At 35.0% G+C, this 26,678-nt stretch carries 30 protein-coding genes; 5 read left to right on the top strand and 25 right to left on the bottom strand.

From position 1 onward, the window contains the following. Positions 1 to 2: 2 nt before the first annotated feature. The 11 genes from V7S76_RS06350 to V7S76_RS06300 all read right to left on the bottom strand — a co-directional run bounded on the left by V7S76_RS06350 (position 3) and on the right by V7S76_RS06300 (position 7,119). Positions 3 to 590, bottom strand: a complete 588-nt coding sequence (locus V7S76_RS06350; protein ID WP_459509222.1) for a BREX protein BrxB domain-containing protein — start codon at positions 588 to 590, stop codon at positions 3 to 5. A gap of 4 nt (positions 591 to 594) precedes the next feature. Further along, a complete protein-coding gene (locus V7S76_RS06345; RefSeq protein WP_459509221.1) occupies positions 595 to 1,191 on the bottom strand; it encodes a BrxA family protein in 597 nt (198 codons plus the stop codon). Positions 1,192 to 1,413: 222 nt separating this feature from the next. Further along, positions 1,414 to 2,016: a hypothetical protein gene (locus V7S76_RS06340; RefSeq protein WP_459509220.1), complete on the bottom strand. Its 603-nt coding sequence runs from the start codon at positions 2,014 to 2,016 to the stop codon at positions 1,414 to 1,416. 7 nt (positions 2,017 to 2,023) lie between these two features. Then, positions 2,024 to 2,542, bottom strand: a complete 519-nt coding sequence (locus tag V7S76_RS06335; protein WP_459509219.1) for a hypothetical protein — start codon at positions 2,540 to 2,542, stop codon at positions 2,024 to 2,026. 42 nt (positions 2,543 to 2,584) lie between these two features. Next, a complete protein-coding gene (locus V7S76_RS06330) occupies positions 2,585 to 3,007 on the bottom strand; it encodes a hypothetical protein (RefSeq protein ID WP_459509218.1) in 423 nt (140 codons plus the stop codon). After that, positions 3,004 to 3,573 carry a hypothetical protein gene (locus tag V7S76_RS06325; RefSeq protein ID WP_459509217.1) on the bottom strand — a complete coding sequence of 190 codons (570 nt, stop codon included), beginning with the start codon at positions 3,571 to 3,573 and terminating at the stop codon, positions 3,004 to 3,006. The genes V7S76_RS06330 and V7S76_RS06325 overlap by 4 nt, the downstream gene beginning before the upstream one ends. 10 nt (positions 3,574 to 3,583) lie before the next feature. Next, the gene (locus V7S76_RS06320) at positions 3,584 to 4,039 is read right to left on the bottom strand and encodes a hypothetical protein (RefSeq protein WP_459509216.1); all 456 of its coding nucleotides are present in this window, start codon (positions 4,037 to 4,039) and stop codon (positions 3,584 to 3,586) included. Positions 4,040 to 4,058: 19 nt separating this feature from the next. Continuing rightward, positions 4,059 to 4,631 (bottom strand): fibrobacter succinogenes major paralogous domain-containing protein, encoded by a 573-nt coding sequence (locus V7S76_RS06315; protein WP_459509215.1) that lies wholly within the window; start codon positions 4,629 to 4,631, stop codon positions 4,059 to 4,061. 98 nt (positions 4,632 to 4,729) lie between these two features. Continuing rightward, the gene (locus tag V7S76_RS06310) at positions 4,730 to 5,398 is read right to left on the bottom strand and encodes a hypothetical protein (protein WP_459509214.1); all 669 of its coding nucleotides are present in this window, start codon (positions 5,396 to 5,398) and stop codon (positions 4,730 to 4,732) included. Between the two features lie 46 nt (positions 5,399 to 5,444). After that, positions 5,445 to 6,254, bottom strand: coding sequence for a hypothetical protein (locus tag V7S76_RS06305; RefSeq protein WP_459509213.1), 810 nt, complete (start codon positions 6,252 to 6,254; stop codon positions 5,445 to 5,447). Positions 6,255 to 6,264: 10 nt separating this feature from the next. After that, the gene (locus tag V7S76_RS06300; protein ID WP_459509212.1) at positions 6,265 to 7,119 is read right to left on the bottom strand and encodes a helix-turn-helix transcriptional regulator; all 855 of its coding nucleotides are present in this window, start codon (positions 7,117 to 7,119) and stop codon (positions 6,265 to 6,267) included. A 747-nt stretch (positions 7,120 to 7,866) separates the two neighbouring features. On the opposite strand from V7S76_RS06300, the gene V7S76_RS06295 reads away from it, so the two are divergent. The 3 genes from V7S76_RS06295 to V7S76_RS06285 are packed head-to-tail and all read left to right on the top strand — an operon-like array spanning position 7,867 to position 9,885. After that, positions 7,867 to 8,181 carry a hypothetical protein gene (locus V7S76_RS06295; protein ID WP_459509211.1) on the top strand — a complete coding sequence of 105 codons (315 nt, stop codon included), beginning with the start codon at positions 7,867 to 7,869 and terminating at the stop codon, positions 8,179 to 8,181. A gap of 1 nt (position 8,182) precedes the next feature. Then, a complete protein-coding gene (gene yidD, locus V7S76_RS06290) occupies positions 8,183 to 9,337 on the top strand; it encodes a membrane protein insertion efficiency factor YidD (protein ID WP_459509210.1) in 1,155 nt (384 codons plus the stop codon). Between the two features lie 20 nt (positions 9,338 to 9,357). Further along, positions 9,358 to 9,885 (top strand): hypothetical protein, encoded by a 528-nt coding sequence (locus V7S76_RS06285; protein WP_459509209.1) that lies wholly within the window; start codon positions 9,358 to 9,360, stop codon positions 9,883 to 9,885. Positions 9,886 to 10,596: 711 nt separating this feature from the next. Here V7S76_RS06285 and V7S76_RS06280 read toward each other — a convergent pair. The 12 genes from V7S76_RS06280 to fucP form a co-directional block, all read right to left on the bottom strand. Beyond that, complete coding sequence (locus V7S76_RS06280) at positions 10,597 to 11,130, bottom strand: hypothetical protein (protein WP_459509208.1); 534 nt, start codon at positions 11,128 to 11,130, stop codon at positions 10,597 to 10,599. Beyond that, entirely contained in the window at positions 11,117 to 11,857 is a 741-nt protein-coding gene (locus V7S76_RS06275) for an ImmA/IrrE family metallo-endopeptidase (protein ID WP_459509207.1), read from the bottom strand. The genes V7S76_RS06280 and V7S76_RS06275 overlap by 14 nt, the downstream gene beginning before the upstream one ends. After that, positions 11,847 to 12,185: a helix-turn-helix domain-containing protein gene (locus V7S76_RS06270; protein WP_459509206.1), complete on the bottom strand. Its 339-nt coding sequence runs from the start codon at positions 12,183 to 12,185 to the stop codon at positions 11,847 to 11,849. Before V7S76_RS06270 ends, V7S76_RS06275 begins: the two co-directional genes overlap by 11 nt. Positions 12,186 to 13,066: 881 nt before the next feature. After that, complete coding sequence (locus V7S76_RS06265; protein ID WP_459509205.1) at positions 13,067 to 14,155, bottom strand: D-TA family PLP-dependent enzyme; 1,089 nt, start codon at positions 14,153 to 14,155, stop codon at positions 13,067 to 13,069. Continuing rightward, positions 14,155 to 14,937 (bottom strand): L-fucose dehydrogenase, encoded by a 783-nt coding sequence (locus V7S76_RS06260; protein ID WP_459509204.1) that lies wholly within the window; start codon positions 14,935 to 14,937, stop codon positions 14,155 to 14,157. The genes V7S76_RS06265 and V7S76_RS06260 overlap by 1 nt, the downstream gene beginning before the upstream one ends. 6 nt (positions 14,938 to 14,943) lie before the next feature. Next, complete coding sequence (locus V7S76_RS06255) at positions 14,944 to 15,768, bottom strand: amidohydrolase family protein (protein ID WP_459509203.1); 825 nt, start codon at positions 15,766 to 15,768, stop codon at positions 14,944 to 14,946. Positions 15,769 to 16,040: 272 nt separating this feature from the next. Further along, a complete protein-coding gene (locus V7S76_RS06250; protein WP_459509202.1) occupies positions 16,041 to 16,889 on the bottom strand; it encodes a fumarylacetoacetate hydrolase family protein in 849 nt (282 codons plus the stop codon). A gap of 2 nt (positions 16,890 to 16,891) precedes the next feature. Next, a complete protein-coding gene (locus V7S76_RS06245) occupies positions 16,892 to 17,566 on the bottom strand; it encodes an SGNH/GDSL hydrolase family protein (protein WP_459509201.1) in 675 nt (224 codons plus the stop codon). A 13-nt stretch (positions 17,567 to 17,579) separates the two neighbouring features. Continuing rightward, entirely contained in the window at positions 17,580 to 18,344 is a 765-nt protein-coding gene (locus V7S76_RS06240; RefSeq protein WP_459509200.1) for an SDR family NAD(P)-dependent oxidoreductase, read from the bottom strand. A gap of 270 nt (positions 18,345 to 18,614) precedes the next feature. Continuing rightward, positions 18,615 to 20,270: a UxaA family hydrolase gene (locus V7S76_RS06235; protein ID WP_459509199.1), complete on the bottom strand. Its 1,656-nt coding sequence runs from the start codon at positions 20,268 to 20,270 to the stop codon at positions 18,615 to 18,617. 5 nt (positions 20,271 to 20,275) lie between these two features. Then, the gene (locus V7S76_RS06230; protein ID WP_459509198.1) at positions 20,276 to 20,608 is read right to left on the bottom strand and encodes an L-rhamnose mutarotase; all 333 of its coding nucleotides are present in this window, start codon (positions 20,606 to 20,608) and stop codon (positions 20,276 to 20,278) included. Next, complete coding sequence (gene fucP / locus V7S76_RS06225) at positions 20,605 to 21,957, bottom strand: L-fucose:H+ symporter permease (protein WP_459509197.1); 1,353 nt, start codon at positions 21,955 to 21,957, stop codon at positions 20,605 to 20,607. The genes V7S76_RS06230 and fucP overlap by 4 nt, the downstream gene beginning before the upstream one ends. Positions 21,958 to 22,048: 91 nt before the next feature. Between fucP and V7S76_RS06220 the strand changes: the two genes are divergently transcribed. Together V7S76_RS06220 and V7S76_RS06215 are read left to right on the top strand one after the other, a co-directional pair. After that, entirely contained in the window at positions 22,049 to 24,535 is a 2,487-nt protein-coding gene (locus tag V7S76_RS06220; protein ID WP_459509196.1) for a M14 family zinc carboxypeptidase, read from the top strand. Positions 24,536 to 24,546: 11 nt separating this feature from the next. After that, the gene (locus V7S76_RS06215; RefSeq protein ID WP_459509195.1) at positions 24,547 to 25,977 is read left to right on the top strand and encodes an alpha-L-fucosidase; all 1,431 of its coding nucleotides are present in this window, start codon (positions 24,547 to 24,549) and stop codon (positions 25,975 to 25,977) included. Here the strand turns inward: V7S76_RS06215 and V7S76_RS06210 are convergent. Further along, entirely contained in the window at positions 25,943 to 26,392 is a 450-nt protein-coding gene (locus V7S76_RS06210; protein ID WP_459509194.1) for a hypothetical protein, read from the bottom strand. The genes V7S76_RS06215 and V7S76_RS06210 overlap by 35 nt on opposite strands. Next, a complete protein-coding gene (locus V7S76_RS06205) occupies positions 26,373 to 26,675 on the bottom strand; it encodes a Dabb family protein (protein ID WP_459509193.1) in 303 nt (100 codons plus the stop codon). Before V7S76_RS06205 ends, V7S76_RS06210 begins: the two co-directional genes overlap by 20 nt. Between the last annotated feature and the right edge of the window lie 3 nt (positions 26,676 to 26,678).

Here is a 26,678-nt window from a genome sequence, read left to right as displayed (position 1 = left end):
TTTTATTCGTTTATTAGTTTAATAGCTCTGTATAGGTTTTCATCTTGTAGTATTCCAAATAAGCTATAATAACCTTTGGCAACTCCCGGATAGAACATTATTAACTTGTAACCCTTAATATACTTTTCGAAATTACTCATGAATCGACTTGCCCTAAGATAGGGATATGAATTTCCGAATCCTTTTATAAAAACATATGCAACTTCATAATCTGTGTTGTTTTGATGAGAAGCAATTTTATCCCTTAGATTGATTAAGAATTTTTCAGAATACGCATCTTGTTTTAATGCTTTATCTACAGCTTCTTTTTTGTTTGATTCATGTTCTAGATAATATTTGTACTTTGTTGAGTTTCCAAATTTTTCATTCTTTAAAAAAACCACAAACTCTTCAAAAATATCGAGCACCATAACATCCAAATAATTATTTGGCCTATGTAATCGGTTTTTGATATCTAAAATTTCTTTTTCAATTTCATACTCCTGCTCGGGATTGTACATGTACATGTAAGCGGGGAAAAACAAGTTCCCTGTTTCATGATTCTGAAAACCTTTGTCGCACAATTGATTGTATAATTCGGTTATTGTCATTCCGTTAAATATTTATAAAACAAGCATTTAGAAACCATTCCTCATTAATACTTGAAAAATAGCTCCAAAATGAGTGTGAAATAGTAACTGGTCGTATTAAATGACTTCCATCATATAAACCAGTATCTTTTATTGCTTTTCTATATTGGACATTTAATTTCTCCAAAGTACTTTCTGACCATTTAGAAACAATTTCGTTTGAAGATGCAATTTCATCTAATCTCATTTGAATATCATATGCGTTCATATTATTACCTGTTTTGAATTTTTTGAAGGCAACTTCAATATGAATATCCAATATTAAGGGGTAAGTTTTAAAACACAAAAACAATAAGCCAAACTTCATTTCATTTTGATTCCAACTAAAGAAATGATCCCAGAAACCGGCAGGAGCACAAGAATTTCTACGTTTAATCTCTGAAATAATTCGTTTGCGGGCTGATAATGTAGCAATTCCAATTATCTTGTTTTGCTCCTGTTCTTCTTGAATGTTAAGTTCAAAATCATTACCTAATAAAATAGACTCAAGAGCTATAAACTCACTTAAAAGTAAGCCGCCAGCTGTAAAATTTGCATCATAATTATTAGAATTTCTGCCCATATTAAAGATTGATATTTTTTGAATTACAATTCTCTGATTTTATAAATATTATATTTTTCTAAAAAAAATAAGAATAATATAACCACAAATTAAAGAGATATTTTCACTTCTTTGATCTAAATTAAGTTTATTAGGACAAATGAACATTAAAAGAAACTAATCATCTGTAAGCACCCACCTTTTTCAGTCATAAGAAACAATTGACATACCCATGTAAGATAGTTACTTATTTATGTGTGTATTTACGTAATAGTTTTGGGATTTAAGAGCCACAATTGAAAGTATTTCTTCAGTAATAGTTTCATTTAGTGGATAAATTTCCAAATAGTGTTGGAAATTATATTTAGCAATCTCATACATCAATACATATTGATTGCGGTATGGCTTCATGATTCCACGTTGAAGATTTTCAACTTTAAATATTGTAAAATGATTCACGAAATGGACTTTCGTTGTTTTGTTATCTCTTGACGATATTATTAACTTGGAACGGCAGTCACCCATATAATTTCTAAGTATTTTGTATGCATGGTGCTTTTCTTTTGTCCAAGTTGGAATTAAAATAAAGGGTATAAATAGATCTTGGAATTTTCTTATTTCAAGGTGATTGCGTGACTCAATAAATTCGATTTTACAAGCATCAATGCTAGTTTCAATGAGTTTTGCATCTATTTCTATGTTACAAGATCCTTTAGTCACTTGATTAAATTCCCATCGACTCTTTCTTCGATAAATATCATATTTTTCACCTCGCTTAATTTTTCTCCATACGAAAGGTTCAAGTTCGATTTTATACTTTCCGTGATTGACAATTACTTTTTCCATTTTTAAACTAATCGAATTCGCTGTTAATTTTTTGCTTCAATAAATTTAGTTGAGATTCTATATTATTCAATTCAATTGGATAATATTCCAAAGAATTATACTCTGTGCAGACATGAGCTAAACAAAAGGAATTTGCGGAACGTAATACATAAACGTCAACATTACTAAGAAAAGCATACGGTTCCTTATCAAAAAAATCATCTACTCTTTTATCATCATTTGTAAGAATGTTGTTATCAATCTTCCAATCTTTAAAATAATAATTGTAGGTAGTTAAATGATAAAAATCATTTCGATCTAAATTATTGTTTGACATGGTTTTTGCTATGATTTCAAAAAAAAGTTGATGGTTTGTTAGAAAGAAATTGACCATTTTTTCTTTGAATAGACTACTTACGTCTTCTTTCTTATCAATCATTTCTAAATAAACAAAATAAAGAATCTCCAATATTTCATCATTATTAAGATAATCAATAAGAATTCCTAAGTAGTTGGCATCCTCTATATTACTTAAGTTTTTTTCCATTTTCCATTCAAATAAAAATCAATATTTTTCTTTTCAGGTATATTAATTTGTTAGTATTTTGAAGTTAGCTTTAATATGATTTTCAAGAAGTATATTTTGTATTTGAGGTAAAAACTCCTTGTTTAATAATTTTACCAAGCCTAAATCACTACCTGGTTGAGTACCATCGATAAGTTCAACACCTAAACTCTCGGAAACCTCAAAGTCTAATTCCTGAAAGAAATCATATGCTCTACTACTTGGTGAACTCAGAAAATCTCCATTTTCTAAATCAATTCGATTTTTGAACTTTATAATTTCTTCTATATTATCATTATCATTATCATTTTCATTGTCATTAGCCCACTCTATTAATTCAATAGTGGTCATAAATTCGGATTCAAACAATATATCAGTACCTACCTCTAAATAATCGCCATCAATTATTAGAAATTCAACATCAGGATTTTCAAATTCTGCTATCATCGGAATTTACTTAATACCCAATTTAAAGCCTCAATTAAGTGCGGATATTCAATTTCCTTTACATAAAATGAACAAATGGTATCGTCGTTATCTAAGAATTTTAAGCAACTTCCATCATTGAAGGTTACTTCTTGTAAAACTTCACCATCTTCTGATTCTTTTCTATTTGATATTTCATCATTTATGCCATCAGGCCATCCAAGGTCCAAGCCCAAGAAAAAATTGGATTGATGAGCCAACCATTGGTCGTGAAAATGTTTAATCAACTCAAAATTTTCCGTTATGACTTTAGTAATTTTATCGCCAAAGCATTTCGAAAAGGTTTCCAAATCTGGTTTAATTACTGCTCGATTCCATCCATTGTACTCCATTAAATAATAATTAATTGATATCATTTGAACTCCAGGAAGTTCATTTTGAAATAAATGAAACCAGCTTTGGTAGCTTTCAAATTCACCATTTTGGGTGTAAATGTTTAAAGCATAGTAATCCCGTTCGCAAAAACCAATATCAACGTAATTTTCAAAATTTTGGGCTTCCTTACTTTTAAATTTTACAACTCTCATAACTTAATTATTAATTATAATAATAGATTCCATGAGTATTACCATCTTCGTCGGTATCATATGGATTTCCAATTAAAACATCAACATCTCCTTCACAAAACTCAAATTCAAAAGGTAATTTTATATTGTCAGGTCCAATTAAGTGACAAAGTCCTGTTTGATAATAATATCCTGTTTCATCCGCTCTTTCAATACTCATTTCTTCTAAATCCCACTTTGCCGCTTCTTTAGCATCATATTCTATGCCATTTTCATCAATATATTCTTCATATGTGTACTCAAAAGCCCAATTATCTGTCACCTCAACATCGGAAGTATCTCCCCCTAAAAGTGTAAATAATTTAAATGGATTTTCAATTGTTATATCTTTGAATTTGTTCCTTCCTGACTGTACATCATCATATATTAATCTGATTCTATCATTGATATCCTCAATTTGTTCAAGCGTTTGCCAAAGGTCTTCCATTTTATTTATGCTAATTGAATTAATTTTCTAAACTTTTTATACACCTTACCGAAAGGCCATATCTTTTGTCGTCATCATTACTACCCAATTCCTCAAATTCATTACTTAGATTGTAGGCACGTCCACAATTTTCATCATACTCACTTGATGTCCACCAGCATCCCCATACACAAATATCAAAAAAATCAAATTCATCATTCACGCACCCACCAGGCAAAGCATTAAAGCCAATATCTTCATACGAATCATCCGTTTCAGACCAATATTCAGCACTTTTTAATTTAATTCCCGTCAATTCATCACCTCCTAAAAAATCGGATAGTTCAATAAAATCTAAATCTGAAGCAATTTCCCATCCAACTGGTGCCAATTTTCGACTATCAGTTACTGCAAACCAATTATATAATTTACCGAACTCTTCACCATTATTTGAATCAACTTCATAATAACACCAACAGGGTTCCTTATTTATTCCTGCATTAATCCAATCCTCCTCATCCAATGCTTGCGGAACTAAATCGCCATTTTGAAATGTGTCAATACTTAAATTTTCAGCTGACCATATTTGGCCTCCAATTTTAATTTCTTTCATTTTGGAATACTATATTTAAAAACGATTGTTTATTGAATGCATAAATCTAAACTATTGATAAAATAGAGCGTTAAAAATCTATTTAACTAAATTTCAAATCAATCCAATCTCCTTAATGATATCGTTATTGGATTCAAAATCAGAGAAATATCGTTTAATTCCCCATCCATAAATTCAAAATTATAATCAAAATAACTTAAACCCATTGAGCAAAAATTAACCATGTAATTATGAACAACTCTTGCTATAATTTTTTCTAATTCATCATCAGCTACATCAATTTCATCTTCATCATTAATTAAAATAAAAGAAAAATCACCATTGGATGAATAAGACATCTCAGAAGGCTTTTCTGCATCATAACAACCATCGAGAGAATAACTAATTACGCATTCACACTCATCTATGTTTAAATCGTAATTTATTAAAATATAACTACAAACATCCGCTGATAGGAAATCAGAATTATCAAAAGAGACATCTCCAATTTCTGAAAGATTTCGTGTTTCTGTCAATTCTAATAATGTCTCAGAATCAGTTGACGAAACCATTTCAATATTCAAATTCCAAAAAAATCCAGCATCCTCGATAATTTCAGAAAGTACTTCTTCTAAGTCATTTCGAATGTCACGGTCACTAATTTGGGGGTTAAATTCAAACTCCAAACCTCCATGTCCATCCCAAAGGGCTTCGATACTTTTTAATTTAAAGTTAGAATGACAATTATGAATAAGAGCATATTTTTCAGCAGACAAATCAATTTTCATATTTTATTTATTTCAGTCATTTAATACGATAGCAAGCAAAAAGTCATTACTTTATTTTATATTTTACTAATTTAAGTTGATCTAAATCATAATTTTCAATTTGAGTTACGGATTTAGAAAGTAATAAAACAGGGAAATATTCTTTAGAATAATTGAATTCATTAAAATATTCAACCATCCTAGAATTTCCTAAAATTATTCCGAAACCTAGTTTTTTTGCATTAGTTTGAAATTGTCTAAATATTAAATCATTAGGTATACGAAGAGCTACCAAAAAATATCCTTTTTCTGAAATCACCTCCGATGCACAAGTTAGAAGTACCTCAGAATAGGAAGCTAAGATTCCAAATATGGAAATCACTAAATCTGCTTTTAATTTTTTAGAAATACTGTTGTAATCATCATTGATGGAAATAATCTTTTCATTTACTTTGCCCCAATTTGGATTACTATCAATCAAAATAAGTTCGCTGTCTAAATCAAAATAGTCATTAAGTAACTGGAGTGACCATCCATTGGCTCCACCTAAGTCAGTTATAATATTAGGTTCGATTTCTACACTATCTAAAATTTCAAGCATTTCATTGAAAATAAGCATACTTATTTCAATACCTGTACTATAAACAATTTTTAATAAATCAGAATTAGTACCAATTAACTTTGCTATTTCATCTTCTGCATTCTCGGAAGATTCAAGAATGTAATCTATGTTATTAAGCAGTTTATTAGCTTCATAAACCCCTAATTTAGATCTCATTTTTGCTAAGTATTTTGATTTATTTGAAAACTCAGGAAAAAAGCCAAAATCTTTCATTTTAGCTTTTAAATCAAATAAATCGGATTGTTTCTTTGACATAATAGTAAGATTAATTTGATTTAATTTCTTCACCATGAATCAACTCTACCTCCCCCGGCATACTCCTCACAATTCGGTGTACCGGCTCCATGCTATATACTTCCACGTCCAATATCCATTTGCCATTGGCATCTTCTTTTAAAAATCCAGCGGTTTCGGGGTAATCATCTTTTAACCACAACATCGCACGCATGCTCAAAGCTAATTTGATAGGGATGTTGGCACCTTCTTCATTAAACCCAAAAACATCGGCTTGCAAAAAGCGATGTGAACTGGAATTCTGAAATGAATCGCTTAAATTCTCCACATCCCCCATCCTTTCCAATTTGAAATATTTATTTTGTTGGGACTCCACCTCAAAAGCACATAAATACTGGTAATTGGCTGTAAAACCGATGGGCTCAACCAATCGGTCAGAAACATTTTCTGAACTTGCAGATTGGTATTTATGAATGAGCATCTGCTTTTTTTGTTGAATGGCCTCGTGAATTTGAGCAACTAATTTGGCCATATGCCCATTCACAATGGTTTTGGCAAAAATATGGGATTCCTCTAAACTAGGTAATTTGGCAATAATCGATTGAACCAAGGGATTGTTTTTAACCGAAATGGACAATACTTCTTGGATCAAATGACTCTCCTCTTTGGTGAATGGTTCTACCACCTGGTCGGATGCCAGAAAAAATTTACTGTGCTCATCTTTTTCCACCTCAAATCCCAACTCCTCCAACAAATCCAAATACCGGTAACAGCTACGCTCAGAAATCTCCAAAGATTGAGATAAGCGCTTGATGGTCTTAGCTGGAAAAGTTTTTAAGAGCGTAATTAATCGAAATACTCTAAGAATTCGATTTTGGTTGTACATAGTTTCAAACAAGTGTAAAGCCTAAACTTAATAATTTTATTACTCTTACTCTATGTTTCTGACTGTATTTGTCACAAAAATGTGATTAAAATCAATTGCGGTACCGTTAAATCAATGGAAAAGAGATTTTTTAGGTAATAGGTAAAAGGTAATAGGTAAAAGGTAATAGGTAAAGGGTAATAGGTAAATGGTAATAGGTAAAGGGTAATAGGTAAAAGGTAAGGTAATAGGTAAAAGAGAAAAGAGAAAACGGGATGCTTCGACAAGCTCAGCAAATTGGGAAGTGAGAATCGTTGGCTGAGGCTCTCGAAGCCAAACTAACCAACACAAATTAATCTTTTGGGAATTTACAAATGAACTTGCGGTTAATCCGACGAAAGATTTGAACGAAGCGATAGGCGGAGCTTTGACAATGCGCATGGGCGATGTGCGTCAGGGTCAAAGAAAATAGCCGATAGCGTAGTGGAAATCGGTCAGCTTGCTGATTCGTCTTGGATTAACTTGCGACAAATAAGTTTTTTTGTTTCTTTTTTTTCAAAAAAAGAAATACTATGGAAAATGAATTAACCAGAAAATTGCATTGGTATAAGAAAAGGATAAAAAGAAAGAAAAAGAAGCCTTTTGATTTTTAAAAATGATTAAACTCAAAGATCACGGAATATTATTCAGACAAATGAAGTCACTAATCCAGTAGTGACTCTACTTGGCGCTGAATACACTCACCTTTGAACCACAATAAATTTTCACATGAAAAAAATCATCATTACACTCGCCATTGGCCTAAGTAGTTTCAGCAGCTTCAGTCAATCTACCATCGAATCTCCCTGTCAGGATAGTCTTTACGTAAGTTTAAAAACCAAACCAATCGCTCAAATGAGTGACAGAGAATTCGCTTATTTTAATCAGAAAGAAAAAGATTGCGCCGAGTTTCGAAAAGCTCTGATGCAAGAGGAAGTCAAAATTGAAACCCTGAATACCACCAAAAAAACAATGAATACCTATTGGGTGATCCTTCTTTTGGCCAGTGCAGCATCATTAATTCCGTTATTATTGATTAAGTAAAATGATCCTTAAAAAACAAATCCTCTTTTTTCTCCTTTCAATCTCATTCTATCAAGCTGTTTCTCAATCAGAGGATAATGCTTGGTCAGACTATATTGCCTTGTACCAAAAAATTGGAAGCAAACATGTTGGTGGAAATTGTCGTATGACGCCCTCCTGTTCCAACTATGGCATGCTCCAATTTAAATCCAATAACCCCATTTCAGCATTCATCCTTACCAGTGATCGATTACTAAGATGTTCACACGATATGTCCAATTATACGTTAACCATGACGAAGGATAGTTACCGGATGATTGATTACCCTACCAAAGAGGAAAATGACAAAGCCAAACCTAAATGGTCAGAAATTAATTTTGCCTATGCAGATTCATTGGAACTAATCAAAACATCCAATTCATTTATTTCTTATTTAATGAACCATGAACAATATTCTGAGGCATTAATGGAAATCAATCGGGTGATTTTTGAACATAAGGAGAGTGAATTACCCGTCGACATTTTTGTTAATTATTTAAGGTGTAGAAGATCCTTGGAGAAATATGATCACTTGATACTTGATTATCAAACAATCGTACCAAGGAGGTATCAAAAAACTCCATTGATTTTAATGGAAGTGGCAAGAACTTGGTTGGCATTAAGGAATTACACCAAAACATTGGAAGTTATCGAGGAAATACACACCCTAAAAAATTGCCCTCCAATTATTCGAGAGGAAGCTTCAATAGTTGCGTCTATTTGTTACTCGAGAGAATTTAATTGGAAAGAAGCACAAAAGGCATTGACATCGATAACACCCAAAAGCAAATACCATTCAAATGTCACTGAAATCAATCAGCATATTGACCTTGGTCTTCAATTCAAGCCAAAGAAAACGTGGATTGCAGGGGTTTTAAGCATTGTCCCTGGTGGTGGATACTTGTATACCAAACACCCATCGTCTGCATTGTCTGCATTTCTCATCAATGGTTTACTGGCTTATGCAACCTTTACTTCCTTTCAATCCGGGAATACAGGAATGGGTATTCTAACCTCCGTTATGGGATTTGGATTTTACACAGGAAATATTCAGGGATCGGTCAATAGTGTCAAACGGTACAATCAAATAAATCAAGAAAGAATTTCCAATAAAATAAACCTACAATTTTCCTATTAGTCCATTTAAACTCAAAAATCATGTTACAATTTTTCAAAAAAACAGGTATTAAAAAAACGACAGCGGCCTTTTTGTTGGTTTGCTTATCATCCTTTTCATTCCATGCTCAAGCATCAGGAGAATTAGTCATTCCTGCTGGTACAAGAATTGAATTGGAAACAGTTCAAAACATTTCTTCAGAAACCATTCAACCGGGTGAAACGGTAGATTTCAAAGTACGTTCCGACGTTTCAGTCAATAATACAATTGTCATAAAGGCAGGTACAATTGCTAAAGGTATTGTTGTTACTGCAGATCATGCCAAAGGTGTAGGAAAAGAAGGAAATGTCGAAATTCAAGTAAAAAATGTGCAGGCAGTAGACGGAACATTATTGCCACTTTCAAGTAATCCTATAGCTAGAAAAGGTGAAAACAATGCTACACTTTCCATTATTTTAGGCGTTTTGGTATGCCTATTGTTTTTATTAATCAAAGGTAAAAATGGAGTCATTCCATCAGGCACATCACTGGATGCCATTGTTGCTTCTAATGTAAAAATATCCGCGTAAATTCCCCTTTGTAGGTTTTTTAATGGATTGGCAGATCGTTTCAAACTCCTACTCGGCACGCCCGAGTGGGAAAATCTGTCAAATTTTATTTTAGTGTTTTTCAAGTTCAAAGAGAGAAGCGTTGGCTGAGCGGAGTCGAAGCCAAAAGCTGGAAAAGAGAAAAGAGAAAAACTTGGTGTCTTTGTGTTAACACTAAGGTCACGGAGGATTCAAACAAACCCCCAAAAGCGGGAAAAGAGAAAAGAGAAAAACTTGGTGTCTTTGTGTTAACACTAAGGTCACGGAGGATTCAAATAAACCCCCAAAAGCAGGAAGAGAGAAAAGAGATAAGAGAAAATTCTTGGTGTCTTTGTGTTAACACTAAGGTCACGGAGGATTCAAATAAACCCCCAAAAGCGGGAAGAGAGAAAAGAGAAAAACTTGGTGTCTTTGTGTTAACACTAAAGAACACGGAAGATTCGAACAAACCGCCGCTACTTGTGTTTTAAACCATTCATTTTAACACACAAGTGCACGGAGAAATAATCATAATTCAGAAATACCAATCATTTAAAAGCTTATTTATAATGTATAGAAAATCAAAAAATCTATACATAAGCAATGGCACCTGTATAGATTTTGAGAATATTTATTCTAGGTATTGAGAGGCAAAAGGTATGATGGCTTATGAAAGATGAAATCTTTGTGCCCTGTGAAATAGCTGTCAGTTACTTATTTTTTGACTATTTCTTGATACTGTTTAATGGTATTTATCGCATCAATCAACTTGCTATCTTTGGATTTAACCTCTGAAATAAATGCATCACATTGAGCTTCTGACATTATCCCCTTTTGAAAAGCTTCTAAAAGAATATCCATGGTGGTTAAATAGGTAATTCCGTTTAAATCACAATATGTTTTAATATCTTTTAAATTACTACTGGCAATAAAATCTTTGGTATGCTTGGCCATTGCCATACAGGCTGCTTCACCATCTCCCATTCTAGAGGTTAGTCGGGCATATTCAATGTGAATTTCTTTCTCTTTGGGAAATGGAATGACGGGTATTTTTGACCATTCAATAAAATTCTCTAAGGCTACAATACTTTTCTTTCGCTTATCCAATTCGGCTTTCACTTTGTCTAAAATAACAAGTCGCTTGGGAAATATCTTGGGCAAAAGCAATTGCTGTCCAGCTTTTGTAAAATGTATGATTACATCGCAATCAAGAAGTATTAGTGGTTCGGTTGGATTATTCTTGCTCATCGTCATTGAATTTTGGATCATCAATGTCTATTCCAATATCTAGCATGAGGGAATGATAATGACTCTCTGAAATTTTTTCCATATCATACAAAGCCTTTGCTTTTGTGCCATAATCACCAATTACCTTATTTATATCGGTTCTTTGGTATAAATCAGGTGAATAACCATGTTCTACAGCGCTTTTTATGACACCTTTTAAATAAGGTAGGTAATCGTCATAATTGATATATTTCGCTTTACTTAATCGAACCAAAAGAGCTGCTCTAGAAACGCCAAAATACTGCTCCATTTTAATGAGCGTAGCCAAGGAAATTGTTTCCCCCCATCCTAACTCTTTTTCTGGTATTTGCTTAATTAAAGCCGCATCAGGCATCAAAAAATAAGAACTAAACACATCCGCATTGTATTCTTCTTTGTCTTTCTTGTCAAATTTTCCTACTATACATTGTTGGGATTGGAAATCATTTTGAATGAACAAATGGTACAATTCATGTCCAATGGTAAAGTTTTGCCTGCCAACAGGGATGGCAGAATTAATAAGCATAAACAAATTTTTATTTGTCTTAAGCGCCATACCTGAAAATTCGCTTTCCAATGGTTTATAAACCGTCAGTACCCCTAAAGTCATTAAAAGTTTTTCAAAATCCAGCGAACTCTCAGTTCCCAAACCTAATTCACTTCGGAATTTATAGGCTTTTGCTTCTAAAACTTTATCGTTATTGGCCATTGTACAAACGATTAATTTTGAGGTAATTTTTTACAATCTTACCAAAATCTGAAAGCTGTTGCATATCATTTACAGAAACAGAATCTTTTCTAAAAGCGAAGGCTAATTCTGCCATCGCATCTTCCATTGTTTCACTCAAAAAAATGGACAACTCTACTCCAAATAAATTGGATAATTTTTCTAAAATATCTAATGGGGCTTCCCTTTCGTTGTTTTCATAAAAACTAATCATTTCTCTTGGTACTTTCAGAAAACTCGCTAGTTTTTCTTGCGTGTAGCCATATTTTTCGCGAAGTCCTTTAATGACTAAACCAGTGGTAGTTTCCATGATTTCGATGTTTATTTTGAAAGGTTTGTGTTATTAATTTTTTGTACAAAATTAATCAATTTTATTTAATTGTAAATTATTGTACAAATTGTTTGATAGAAAATCAGTTTTTTTATCAAACAAGGTTTTCTATTTTGAACGATGAAAATTTAGTAGAAAGTGGTCAACTTTAATTAGAGAAGTACAGTAATAGGTAATAGGTAAAAGGTAATAGGAAAAGAGAAAAGAGAAAAGAGAAAAGAGAAAAACTTGGTGTCTTTGTGTTAACACTAAGGTCACGGAGGATTCAAACACTCCCCGAAAAGCGGGAGGAGAAAAAAGAGAAAAGAGAAAAACTTGGTGTCTTTGTGTTAACACTAAGGTCACGGAGGATTCAAACACACCCCCAAAAGCTGGAAAAGAGAAAAACTTGGTGTCTTTGTGTTAATACTAAGGTCACGGAGGATTCAAATAAACCACAAAAAGCAGGAAAAGAGAAAAGCTTGGTGTCTTTGTGTTAACACTAAGGTCACGGAGGATTCAAATAAACCACAAAAAGCTGGAAGAGACAAAAGAGAAAATTCTTGGTGCCTTTGTGTTATCACTAAGGTCACGGAGGATTCAAACACACCCCAAAAAGCTGGAAGAGACAAAAGAGAAAATTCTTGATGCCTTTGTGTTATCACTAAGGTCACGGAGGATTCAAACACACCCCAAAAAGCTGGAAGAGACAAAAGAGAAAATTCTTGATGCCTTTGTGTTAAATCACATGTTCGTTTTTATAAAAAATAATTTTTACTTATAAATTATATTGACTGCAAGGGTCGACCGTTTTATATATTTCAACCGCAACGGGTCGACCGCAACGGGTCGACCGCAAGGGTCGACCCTACGAGTTTACGTCATACATCAATCCGCCTATTCCTTCCCATCACCGCCCACTCTCCTACTTTCTTGCCGTTCTCCATCACCTGCAAGTTCTGAGTTAGGTTAATCGTTGGACAAACGTGATAGGGTTGCATGATGATCACGTCTCCAACAAAGTATTGGGTAGAATCTCCTACTTCGACAATGCCGTGTTCTTCGGATTGACTCAATAGCTTGAAATCGGGATTAAACAGAAAACGGACGCGGTTATCAATTGGGTTTTCAGGCGCTACTGCTTTATGCCCCATGTCCAAGCAAATGGTGTGATCCGTTGGTTTGGATACGATTCTACTTACAAGGTATGCTGCTTGTTCTAAACTGTGCTCGGGATACAAGGCTTGGTAACCGGCATCGGTGAAAACGAAGGTTCCTGGACTACAGGTAAATTGTTGTTCCCCATAATGCACCAAAAAACTGGGTGTACCTCCTACCACATATTCCAAATTGGGAAATGGTGTATCCAAGGCTTTTTTCAATTCCCAAAATTCGACAAAATCCTTGTTTACATGCTCTTTTCGCTCTGCTATATCATTATCTCTGATGTGTCCGTCATACGCATGAATGCCTTTTAAATGAATGTTAAAGCAATTTTTTAATTCTTCAATCAATGCCAAGGCTTTTTCAGGCACGATACCTGTCCGATTCATTCCTACATTCAAATCAACATAAAGATTTAATCGAATGCCTGCCTGCACAGCAGCATCTTGATAATTTTGAAGCGCTTGGGAATCATCACAAAGGGATGAAAAGTTGGTATTGGGGTATTTGTTAATTAATTGAATGAATCTCGCGACATTTGGACCTGTCAGCTGCATGGAAATTAAGACATCTGGTGCATTTGACAAGGCCAGCAACTCTGCTTCGGCAATGGTGGCGGCTTTGAATTTGGTGACACCAGAAGCCAACAACATCTCATTGACTTCCTTGGTCTTGTGGGTTTTGATGTGTGGACGTAATCGCTTCACATCTCCTACTTTTTGAATCACCCAATCAATGTTTTTCTGAATAATATCCGGAAAAACAATGACCCCAGGGGTCTCAATTTGACTAACATCTATTTTCATTACAATAAAGCTCTATCCAAATGCACATAACCGCCATCTACATGAATCAATTGTCCAGTGGTATGACTGGATTTTGGCGACATTAAAAACGTAACCATGCTGCCCAATTCTTCCGGAGTGGTCATGCGCTTTCCTAAAGGTATTTTTTCTTTGATTTCTGCCAAAGTTTTGTCGGGATCCGGCAATGTTTTGATCCAACGATCGTACAATGGGGTGTAACATTCTGCTACAATCACGGAATTGACACGGATTTCAAAAGGAAGTAATTCCACGGCCCATTCACGTGTTAAAGCGCTTCTTCCTCCATTGGCTGCCGCGTAGGCCGACGTTCCACCTTGTCCCGTTTCAGCGGTTTTGGAACCAATATTCACAATCGCACCTTTGGATTTGATCAAATACGGCAAACAAGCCTGCGCCATCATGTAATAATGAACCAAGTTGGAATGCAAGGATTTCATAAATAGTTCGTAATTGCCTTTGGCGAGTCCTACCCCATCATTGATTCCTGCATTGTTCACCAAGCCATCAATTTTGCCAAAAAATTTCGCAATTTCTTCCACTACCTTTTGGCATTCTTCTGGATTCGAAAGTTCAGCCACAAAAGAAAAGGCTTGTCCGCCCGTGGCGTGTATTTTCTCAATGCACTTTTCATTATCGGCTTGGTTTCTACCCACAATGGCCACCATAGCAGATTCCAAAGCCAATGCTTGGCTAATTCCTTCTCCAATTCCTTTGGCACCACCGGTAACGATGATGACCTTTTCCTTCAATCCTAAGTTCATAATGCGTTAAATTTGATAAAATTGCTTACAATTTTGTTCTTTGATCAATCGTTTTTCGTCATTCGACAAAGCTTCAATGCAGTTTTCAAAAGTTTGTACCCATTTTTCCAAGGCACCTGCGACCAATACGACCGGGTAATCGCTTCCAAACATCAATCGTTCGGGACCAAAAACCTCTAAAGCGATATCGATGGAAACATTGATTTCATCACTAGTCCATGTTTTCCAATTGGCCTCGGTAATTAAACCAGAAATTTTGGCTGAAACATGTTCCAGGTTCTTAAACTCTTTAATATGTTTTTTCCAATCGGATAAATCTCCAGAAACAAATGGCGGTTTTGCCAAATGATCCAAGACCATTTTTTGGTTAGGGAATTTTTGGGCAAATTTCACACTAGAGGCCAATTGATGGGGATAAATCAAGATATCATACGTGAAATCAAATGCATCCAATTGTTTTACACCGTTCAAAAAAGCAGGTCTTTCAAAAAATGCAGGATCTTTTTCACCTTGTACCACGTGTCTAAAACCTCTTAATGCTTCAAATTGAGAAAAATATTCCAATCGTTCCTCAATATTATCCGCTTGTAAATCCACCCATCCAACAACACCCTGAATAAAATCATTTTGTTCAGCCAAGGCCAATAAAAACAAAGTTTCTTCTTCAGATGAATCTGCTTGAACCGCCACACAGCCATCTATTCCAGCCTTTCTGAATAGTTCAGCAGATTCATTCGGATAAAAATCCTTCCGAATTTTAATCATCTTGGGCGTAATCCATGTATCACGCTCCGGTTGATAATTCCAAAAATGTTGGTGGGAATCGATCATAATTTAATTACTTATTTCGACCGCAAGGGTCGTCTCTTTTACGTATGTCGACCGCAAAGGTCGTTTCTTTTACGTTTGTCGACCGCAAGGGTCGTCTTTTTTACGTATGTCGACCGCAAGGGTCGTCTTTTTTACGTATGTCGACCGCAAGGGTCGTCTCTTTTACGTATGTCGACCGCAAGGGTCGTCTCTTTTACGTATGTCGACCGCAAGGGTCGTCTCTTTTACGTATGTCGACCGCAAGGGTCGACCCTACGAGTTTACATCATATATCATACATCATACATTTTGGCGAATTGCTTCTGCTCTCCCAATCCATCCATGCCCAAGGTAACCACATCTCCGGCTTTCAAGAAGATGGGTGGATTAAATCCAAGACCTACTCCGTGTGGAGTTCCTGTGGAAATGACATCACCTGGCAATAAAGTCATGAATTGTGAAATGTAAGAAACGACTTGTGGGATGTTGAAAATAAGTTGATCGGTATTACTTGTTTGGAATCTTTTACCATTCACATCCAACCACATGTTTAAATCATGAACATTGGAAATCTCTTCTTTGGTAGCTAAAAAGGGTCCTAAGGGTGCAAATGAGTCGCAACCTTTACCTTTTGACCAATTTCCACCACGTTCCAACTGGAATTCTCTTTCCGAATAGTCATTGTGTAAACAATATCCAGCCACATAATCGTAGGCATCTTTTTCTTCTACGTAAGATGCTTTTTTACCAATTACTATCGCTAATTCTACTTCCCAGTCGGTTTTTACTGAATTTTTAGGAATGATAACCTCATCATAAGGCCCACTCAATGCACTCGTGCTTTTGAAAAACAAGATGGGTTCTGTTGGAATCGCAGCTCCTGTTTCTTTGGCATGGTCAGCATAATTCAATCCAACACAGATGATTTTGGAAGGTCTAGCCACACAAGAACCCATTCTATCGATGTTCGTAATTTCTTTTAATGTCTCTGTAGAAACAATATTTGCCAATTTTTCAAGGCCATTTTGTTCAAAAAATGACTCATTGAAATCCGTGAAATACGGAGAGACATCGAAATATTTACCTTCAATTAATACAGCAGGTTTTTCTTGATTTACTTGGCCAATTCTAACTAATTTCATTCTTATAAATTTTTAATTGTCTCCCACATGGTTTCAGCAAGAAATTTATTTCCAGCCTCATTTAAATGCACTCTGTCGGTTGTTAATATGCCAGAGGCCTTATTTTCCACATTATTTTTCACTTCATAATCCATGAAAGCTTTTCTCAAATCGATTAATTTGCACGCATTTGTTTCGGCTATTCTTTTGATAATCGCGGAATATGCATTCAAATCTCCATCGTTCTCATTGCTGTTGTCAAACTTCTCGCCTATTACCGTTGGAGTGCATATAAGTACTTGACTGCCAGAGTTTTGAATCTTCTTGATTAAAGCATTGTAGAATCTTTCAAACTTGTCGGCATCGGTTCCTGTTCTGGAGGAAGTTTTATGCCAAACATCATTGATACCGATGTAAATGATCACAATTTGCGGTTTTTTCGCAATGACATCATCTTCATGACGAAGGTAAAGATCATAGATTTTATTTCCGCCTATTCCTGCGCCAATTAATTCGTATTTACCACCCAAACCTTTGTCGGATATCATTTTAGTCATTTGAGTAATGTAACCTGTTGGATTTACACCAGCTTGCGTAATGGAATCACCGAAAAATACGATTCTGATGGGATTTTCAGCTTTGAAAGAACTCATAAAAAGAGTTAATAAAATAATAAGGCTTGTTAATTTCGTTTTCATAGATAAAATATTGTTAGTTGTTTAAATAAATAAATCCTCCATCGATGGGGTAATCGCAACCCGTAACAAAAGAAGCTTCGTCGGAACATAAATAAAGTGCCAAAGTAGCAATTTCTTCTGGTTTTGCCATCCGACCTATCGGCTGAGTAGCAGAAAGTTTTTGGAACATTTCTTCCTGATTGTCTGGATAATTTTTGGCAATGAATCCATCCACAAATGGCGTATGCACTCGGGCTGGAGAAATACAATTGCAGCGAATTCCTTGAAGTAAATAATCTTTAGCCACTGATTGAGTCATGGAAACGATGGCGCCTTTCGACATGCTATATCCAAATCGATCCGGAATTCCCACTGTGGATGCCACGGAAGCCATGTTTAAAATAACACCTTTATGTTTAGTAACCATGCCTTTGATGAATGCTTGCATGCAATGAAAAGCACCTTTTACATTGACATCAAAAATTTGTTGAAAGGCTTCAGGACTTGTATTGCCCAAATTTCCAATTTGTGCTATTCCCGCATTATTGATTAAAATATCTACGGATCCTATTTTAGCAGCAGTTTCTTCCACAGCTCCTAATTGAGTAATATTCACGATATGTAATTGTGATTCTTTCGAAATGGCTTTTAATTCATTCAAAGTCCCAAGGCTGGTTGGGTTTTCTAAATCGAACATGTGTACTTCAGCACCTTGTTGAGCAAAAAGCAATGAAATCGCACGACCTATTCCTGATCCACCACCTGTAACAACTACTTTTTTTCCGGTATAATTAAACATGATTTTTTTAATTTTAATGGAGGTAATGGTCGACCGCAAGGGTCGGATTTACTTTTATATATGTCGACCGCAAGGGTCGGATTTACTTTTATATATGTCGACCGCAAGGGTCGGATTTACTTTTATATATGTCGACCGCAAGGGACGGATTTACTTTTATATGTGTCGACCGCAAGGGTCGGATTTACTTTTATATATGTCGACCGCAAGGGTCGATTTACTTTTATATATGTCGACCGCAAGGGTCGACCCTACATTATAAATCATATATCAAAGGGAAACCCCTCTTCTCCAAAACATAAAATCATCTTGTCCCAAAATCATTGCTTTGGTATTGATTTCACCAGACGCTAATTGAATGACGTACTCCAAAACCTCCTCACCCATTTCTTCTACGGATTTTTCTCCAGAAATAATCGGGCCACAATCGATATCAATGATTTCAGGCAATTTTTCTGCCAAACGTGTATTGGTAGATAATTTTACCATCGGTGAAATGGGATTCCCTGTTGGAGTGCCTAAACCGGTTGTGAATAATTGGACTGTTGCACCTGCTCCTGCCATACCTGTTGTGGCTAAGACATCATTTCCAGGCGTACAAACCAAGTTTAACCCTTTTTTGGTGGCATATTGACCATAGCCTAAGGCATCAACAATGGGTGAAGTCCCCGCTTTTTTGGCTGCACCAGCTGATTTGATGGCATCGGTGATTAAACCATCTTTGATATTGCCTGGAGATGGATTCATATCAAAACCAGCGCCAATGGCGGCTGCTCTTTTAGCATATTCCCGCATTAATTTGCCAAAATTATCTGCAACTTCTGCATTGACCGATCTATTTTGCATTTCTTGTTCAACCCCACACAATTCAGGGAATTCCGCAATCATGACCGTTCCACCTAAAGCAACCAATAAATCGGCTGTATGTCCAATGGCTGGGTTGGCTGAAATACCTGAAAATCCATCTGATCCACCACATTTAACGCCAAGGCGTAAGGCCGATAAAGGGGCAGGTTGACGCTCCACTTTGTTTATTTCGGTTAAACCAGCAAAGGTTTTCACAATTACCTCATTCAATAAACTTTCCACGCCACTTCCCTCGTCTTGTTGTTGTTCGAAAAACAAAATAGGCTTAGAAAAATTAGGATCTTTTTCTTTTAAAATATTTTTGAATACATCGATTTGTGAATGTTGGCAACCCAAACTCAAAACGGTGATTCCACCGACATTCGGATTCAAACAATAACCCGCTAATAAGGCACATAAATGAAGTGAATCATCTTTGTTTTCTCCGCAACCACTTTCATGGGTTAAGAACTTGATACCATCAATGTTAGGAAACAAAGGGCTTTTCTGAGTCAATTGAACATTATTCTCAAAAGGAATAACCATATTTTCCAAGGCAACACCTGCTTCAAATTGTTCCTTGATCGAAATAACTTTATCTGTGTAAGGATCATTTTTTTGAAATCCTAAACCTTTGATAAACGCATTTTTTAAAATTTCAATGTTTCGATTTTCACAAAAAACCAAAGGAATAACCAACCAATAATTTTCGGTTCCAACTTGTCCATCGGCTCTATGGTAGCCATTGAATGTTCTATTTTTGAACTTATCTACATTGGGAGCCGTCCAAGAAAAATCCTTTTGCTTGCCTTGGAAATCTTGAGACGCATGATGAAGATTAAAGGTATGAATGAGCCCACCTTTTGGAATGTTTTGAGAAGCATGACCAACCAAAACCCCGTACATGATGGCATTATCATCTTTTTTTATTTCCTCTGTCGTAAACTTGTGTTTCGCTTTGACATCATCTTGCAAGACAATTTCATTCCCTTTATGGTGAATAACGGTGCCTTTTGTTAAATCTTGTAAAGCAACTAATAAGTTGTCTTCAGGGTTAATTTGTAAATAAGTCGACTTCATTATAATTATTGTAAACTGAAAATTTGATTTGCTAAAACCCATTTAGTCCCTTCAGGAGTATTGGGAATTAATTTTTGGTAATTCAACATAAGTGTTTCCCACTTCTGTACTTCAAGGTTATTTTGATCAATTTGTGATTTCTTTTCAAAACTAAATTCATCCTCTGCGATAATCTCCATCACTAGGCGATCATTGAATCGGAACAAGTTCATTTCTATGATATCAGCTTCTAAAATACTTTCTTTGATCGCTTCGGGAATATTTTGATGATGTTGTTCATATTCCTGAATCAATGTCGGATCATCCTTCAAATCTAGTAAGAGAACGAATTTTTTCATTTGGCTAGTTTTTGAATTTCAAATCCTTTAAACGCATAGTAAACAATAAAAACAAAGCATACTAAAGGTACACAAAGTGCCAAAGCAGTCCCCGATTTAAATAAAAAGGCCGTGATAGGTGGAACAATCGCCCCTCCTACAATGGACATAATAATTAAAGAGGATGCTAATTTTGAGCCTTCTCCTAAATCTTTACAAGCCAAGGCAAAAATGGTAGGAAACATGATGGATTGGAAAAAATACACCATCATCAATGCAACAACTGCAAAAATACCACCACCAAAAATCGCTATTAACATGGAAATGACTGCACCAATGGAATAGTAACCCAAAACTTTATTCGAAGCAAATTTTCCCATAAAATAGGTTCCAACGAATCTTCCAACCATGAACAACAAGAAGGCAAATGAAGCATGAAAACTAGCGATTTGTGTGGCGCTCATGGATTCTGTGACCTGATATATTTCATTGACAATCCATAAATTGGAATTTTTAGCTAAATCCAATTTGATATCCACGAAATTCCCCCAAATAGATACTTGAGCACCAATGTTTAAAAATTGAGCAATGATTCCTAGGACTAAATGTTTGTTTTTAATGATATCGGATATACTCACATCTGCAGACTTTTCCAATTTGGAACTTTCTTCTGAGGTGCTAACTTCCGGCATTTTGGTCAACATAAATAGAATAGCAATAAACAAAACAATCGCTCCGATGATTATATAGGGCAATTGAACTGAATTCGCATGTGAAACCCGAATGGCCTCTGCTTCTGCCAAAGGCATGCTATTCAGTAAATCTTTGGAATATTCTTTTTCAGAAAAGATGAAAAAACCACCGATGACTGGTCCTAAAATGGTACTCAAACCATTAAAAGATTGTGCTAAATTTAATCTAAAATCGCCTTTTTTAGGATCCCCTAAAACTGTTACATACAAATTAGCGGCTGTTTCTAGAAACGCAATACCACTCGCAATCATAAAAAGGGCAAAAAGGAAAAAGGAATATTCTCTAACAGATGCCGCAGGATAAAATAAAAAGGCCCCGAATGCATAAAGTAAAAGGCCAAAAATGATTCCCATTTTATATCCATATTTTTTCATCACAAATCCAGCTGGAAGCGCCATGACAAAATAGCCCATATAAAAGGCCGTTTCAACAATGTTGGCTTGCCATCTTTGAAGGTCTAAAGCAACTTGGAACTGTTTAACCAATGTTCCATTCAAACTATTGGCTAAGCCCCAAAGGAAAAATAAACTGGTGACAAGTATAAATGGGATGATGTAATTTTTATTATTGGATTCTTTTAAGGTGATTTTGTCTTGTTCTAAATTCGATATAGCCATAAAATTCGATTTATTTATAAAGCAATATATTTAAATAATTTACCTTATTTTTATTAAATTTAAATTTAACCAAAAAAATATTATATTTTTTATGAAAAAAATTCTTTTAATAGTACTAATTACCATCCCTAACCTACTTTACTCTCAAATTAAAAGTCCGGAAGAATTTTTAGGCTACCCATTAGGCACTCGTTTTACCTACCACCACAAGCTTATTGAATATTGCAAATACTTGGCTCAAAGTAAGCCTGAATATGCCCAATGGACATCTTATGGAACCACAAATGAAAAACGTGAACTTGGTGAATTTATCCTTGCGAATCATGGAAATATTTCAAAGTTGGAATCCATTCGATTGAAACATCAAGCTCAATTACGAGGTGAAACTAGTTCATTGGATAAATGGAAGGATTTGCCTTTAATTATCAATTTATCATTCAATGTACACGGGAATGAATCAGCTGGTAGCGAAGCCGCCATTGGGCTACTTTATGATTTAATGACAAATGATACTTTATTTCAAACAAAATTTTCTTATGTTATTTTAATCGATCCATGTATCAATCCAGATGGTCGAGATGCTTATGTGAATCAATTTAACATGAGAAATTTCAATTTGGGTGGAAATCCTGATCCATTTGATCAAGAGCATTTTGAAGGAAGTATTTCAGGACGATATAATCATTATCTTTTTGACTTAAACCGGGATTGGATTTGGCAAACCCAACTTGAAACTAAGCAAAGAATGAATTTTTTTACAAGTTGGTTGCCCATGGTTCATGCGGATTTTCATGAGCAAAGTTTTCAACATTCCTATTATTTTCCACCTGCCGCTAAACCTTATTTGAATTTCATTTCAAATTCAACCAAAGAATTACAAGAAAGTGTAGGAAAATCTTTTGCCAAATTATTTGATTCGAATAATTGGAATTATTTCACGAGAGAAGTTTATGATTTATACTATCCAGGTTATGGAGATACCTATCCTATTTTAAATGGTGCTTTGGCCATGACTTTGGAGCAAGGTGGAATTAGAGGTGGCCTGCGAGCACAGAAATTAGATGGAGACACCATCACATTTGTCGAACGTGTTAAACATCACAGAGCTTTGGCTGGAGATTTAATTCGATGGTCGATTGCCAATGAATCAAGCGTGAAAGAGTCTTTTTATAAAAATCATGATAATGCTAGGAACAACCCAGCTAATCAATTTAAAACCTATCTGATTCCTGAAGACCAAATTGAAAAATCTACGGCTCTAATTAATTTATTAAAAAGTAATCGTGTAGAAATGAATTTAGCTGGAAAGGATATAATTGTCAAAAATGCTTATTCGTTTAGAAATGAAACAAATTCAACCTTAAAGATTAGCAGTAAAGACCTAATTATATCGGCTTACCAAAGTTCATCCCCTATCATTAAAGTGATGTTGGATCCAGTTATTGCATTGGAGGATTCCTTAACCTATGACATCACTGCTTGGAATTTATTTGATTTACATCAAATCAACGCTTACGGTCTAAGCGAAAAAATAGTTTCTGCCGTAAATTTTGAGTCTAATCGAGCACTTTCAAGCCTAAAATCCGATGCTGTTGCCTATACGTTAGCTCCCAATCAAAATGAACATCAGTTTGAATTTTTAGATAAAGTGCTTAAATCTGGATTCAAGGTGGTTTATAATGATAAAGATGTATCCTTGGACTCAAAAGTGTTTAAATCGGGTCAATTTTTTATTTTAAAATTGAAAAAAGAGTTGAATTTTCAGGAAATTGTCAAATTATCGAATCATTTTAACTTATATATGCAGCCTGTTTTTTCATTCAAATCGGATAATTCAGTGGATTTAGGTTCCAAGCATTTGATCAATTATCAATCTCCTAAAATTGCTGTTATAGTTAATCCAAATTTTGACACCAATCAACAAGGAGAATTAGCCCATTATTTTACGCAGAAAAACCATATTAATGTGACTTTTTTACCCTTGAATCATTTTTTTGAGGCTAATTTATTCCAATATTCCCATATCATTTTTCCTGCTGGGTCGCATAAATCATTTACGAATGATCAATTTGTTTTGTTAAACGATTGGATTTACAAAGGAGGAAATTGTGTAGTTTTAGAAAATGCGATTCAACTATTTGATAGCAAAAGTAATTCTTCGCATTATTCCATGGCTTTGGATTTGGATACAACGGTTATTCATGACAAATATCAGGAGAAAGATAGAAACGAAATTGGAAGAGGTTATACCGGTAATTTAGTGAAAGTAAATGTGGAAAATTCAAATCCATTAATGTATGGAATAGATCAAAGTCAAATTTATTTGATTAATAATACATATGAACTTTATAAACCTTCCAAGGATTGGCATCCCCTTTTAGAAACAACGGATAATGTACGCGTTAAAGGTTTTCTTGGGAACAAGAGTAAAAAAAAGTTGAACAAAACGCAATGGATGTCTTTCCAAGAATCTGGTCAAGGAAAAGTGATTTGGTTTGGTTTTAATCCACTTTTTAGAGCGATTGAAACAGAAGCCTCAAAGGCCTTTTCCAATTGTTTTATCTATTATAATTTTTAACCTTTTTAAATATGAAAAAAATCTTTCTTGTGCTAACCATATTGTCCATCTTTTTCAAGATGCAAGCTCAAATTGTTACTCCCGTTCTACCTGTTCCAAGTCCTAAACAATTGAATTGGCAAAGTTTGGAATATTATGGATTCATTCATTTCAATATGAATACTTTCACCAATGTGGAATGGGGTGAAGGAAAAGAAAGTCCTCAATTATTTAATCCAACTGCCTTAGATTGTAATCAATGGGCTAGAATTGCCAAAAACGCAGGAATGAAAGGTTTGATTCTGACGGCTAAACACCATGATGGATTTGCTTTGTATCCTTCCCAATACACCACCCATTCGGTAGCGAAATCTCCATGGAAAAATGGAACGGGTGATGTTGTGATGGAACTTTCTCAAGCTTGTAAAAAATATGGTTTAAAATTAGGCATCTACTTATCACCATGGGATCGTTTCCACCCGGCTTATGGAACGGTTGAATACAATAAAATTTATTCGTTGATGCAAGAAGAATTATTAACCAAATATGGTCCCATTTTTGAATTTTGGTACGATGGTGCAAATGGCGAAGGTCCAAATGGGAAAAAACAAGTGTACGATTGGAAATTATTTCATTCCATGGTACTTAAATATCAACCAAATGCTGTTCAATTTTCGGATTCTGGCCCAGATATTCGTTGGGTGGGAAATGAACGTGGATATGCCTACGATATGACTTGGAGTCCGATCAATCGAGATGAAATTTACCCAGGATATCCTAAATTTGATGATTACCGAAATGGACAACAAGATGGTACTCATTGGGTAGCTCCCGAAGTAGATGTATCGATTCGTCCCGGTTGGTATTATCATCCAGAACAAGATAATAAGGTAAAAACTCCCGATTCCTTGATGAAAATTTATGTAGCTTCTGTAGGTAGAAACGCAAATTTATTGTTGAATATTCCCGTAGACACACGTGGATTAATTCATCCAAATGATTCAGCTTCTATGATGGGATTTAAACAAATTCGAGATAAGAGTTTGGTTAATTTGATCAAATTTGATGACCGAATGATAACTTCTTCACATCAAACCTACCATTCAGTGGCTAAATTGCGAGATTTGGACAAAAAATCATTTTGGGCTGCCAATTTAACGGATAAGCAAGCTTCTTTGACAATCAAATTCAAAACAGATCGCTTGGCAAATGCCTTATTATTGCAAGAACCTATCGCTTTAGGACAAAGAATCATCCAATTTAGTGTCGAAATTGTTGATTCAAATGGTCAAACGGAGGTTATTCATGGGAAAACGATTGGGAATAAACGGATATTGACGTTCAAGGAACGAAAAATAAAAAGCATCCAAGTGAAGTTCTTGGATGCTAGAGGACAAGTTTTGATTTCCAATGTGGAATTGCTTCGAATTATTTCAGCACGTAACGAATCGCTTTTCCAGTAAAAATGTATCCATTAGCGTTTGTTGTACTATATACTTTGTAGTTCACTTCCATTAAGGCACTAGCGCCTACATCAACAGCTTTAGCCACCATTTCATCGAGAATTTCCTTCTTTTTGTTTTGGTGGTTACCGCGATTTAACATTTTACCTTTATAGGTCTGGTCGGCAGTTAAAGGTTCTTCTCCTGACATGGTGATGGTTTCAATAACTTCAAACGATTGTTTAGGGGCTTCATTCCCATATAACACATCAATTTGGAATTTATATGGAATCTCAAAACCCAAGCCTGATTTTACCTCAGTGGACCCATCTTTAAAGTTGGGACTGTAATAAGATGTAGGTTTTACGTGTTTGGAACAAGAAAATAAGCCTGTAATTCCTACCAACAGGCAAATACTAAATAGTTTCTGAGTCATATATTAAAACTTTGTCCCATAAATGAGCACAATTTTTGATGAATTCTAAGTGGATAGGCGCAATTTGGTAAACATCATGTCCAGCTTCATCATTAAATACCGTTAATAAACAATAATCATATGAACGATCAATTACCGGTCGATCTGTTCCTGCCGGTTTACCAACATTAAATTGAGTTACAGTATCAATCGTACCTAACGATTTAACTCCTGCTTCAAACAAGGCTACATCTTCTTGACTTAGACCTTTTTTTAACCAAAAATTGACAACGTGTACAAACATAAA

The sequence above is a fragment of the Aquirufa sp. ROCK2-A2 genome (assembly GCF_054558485.1).
The sequence above is the reverse complement of the archived record's forward strand: the minus strand, read 5'-3'. Positions and strand labels throughout refer to the sequence as shown.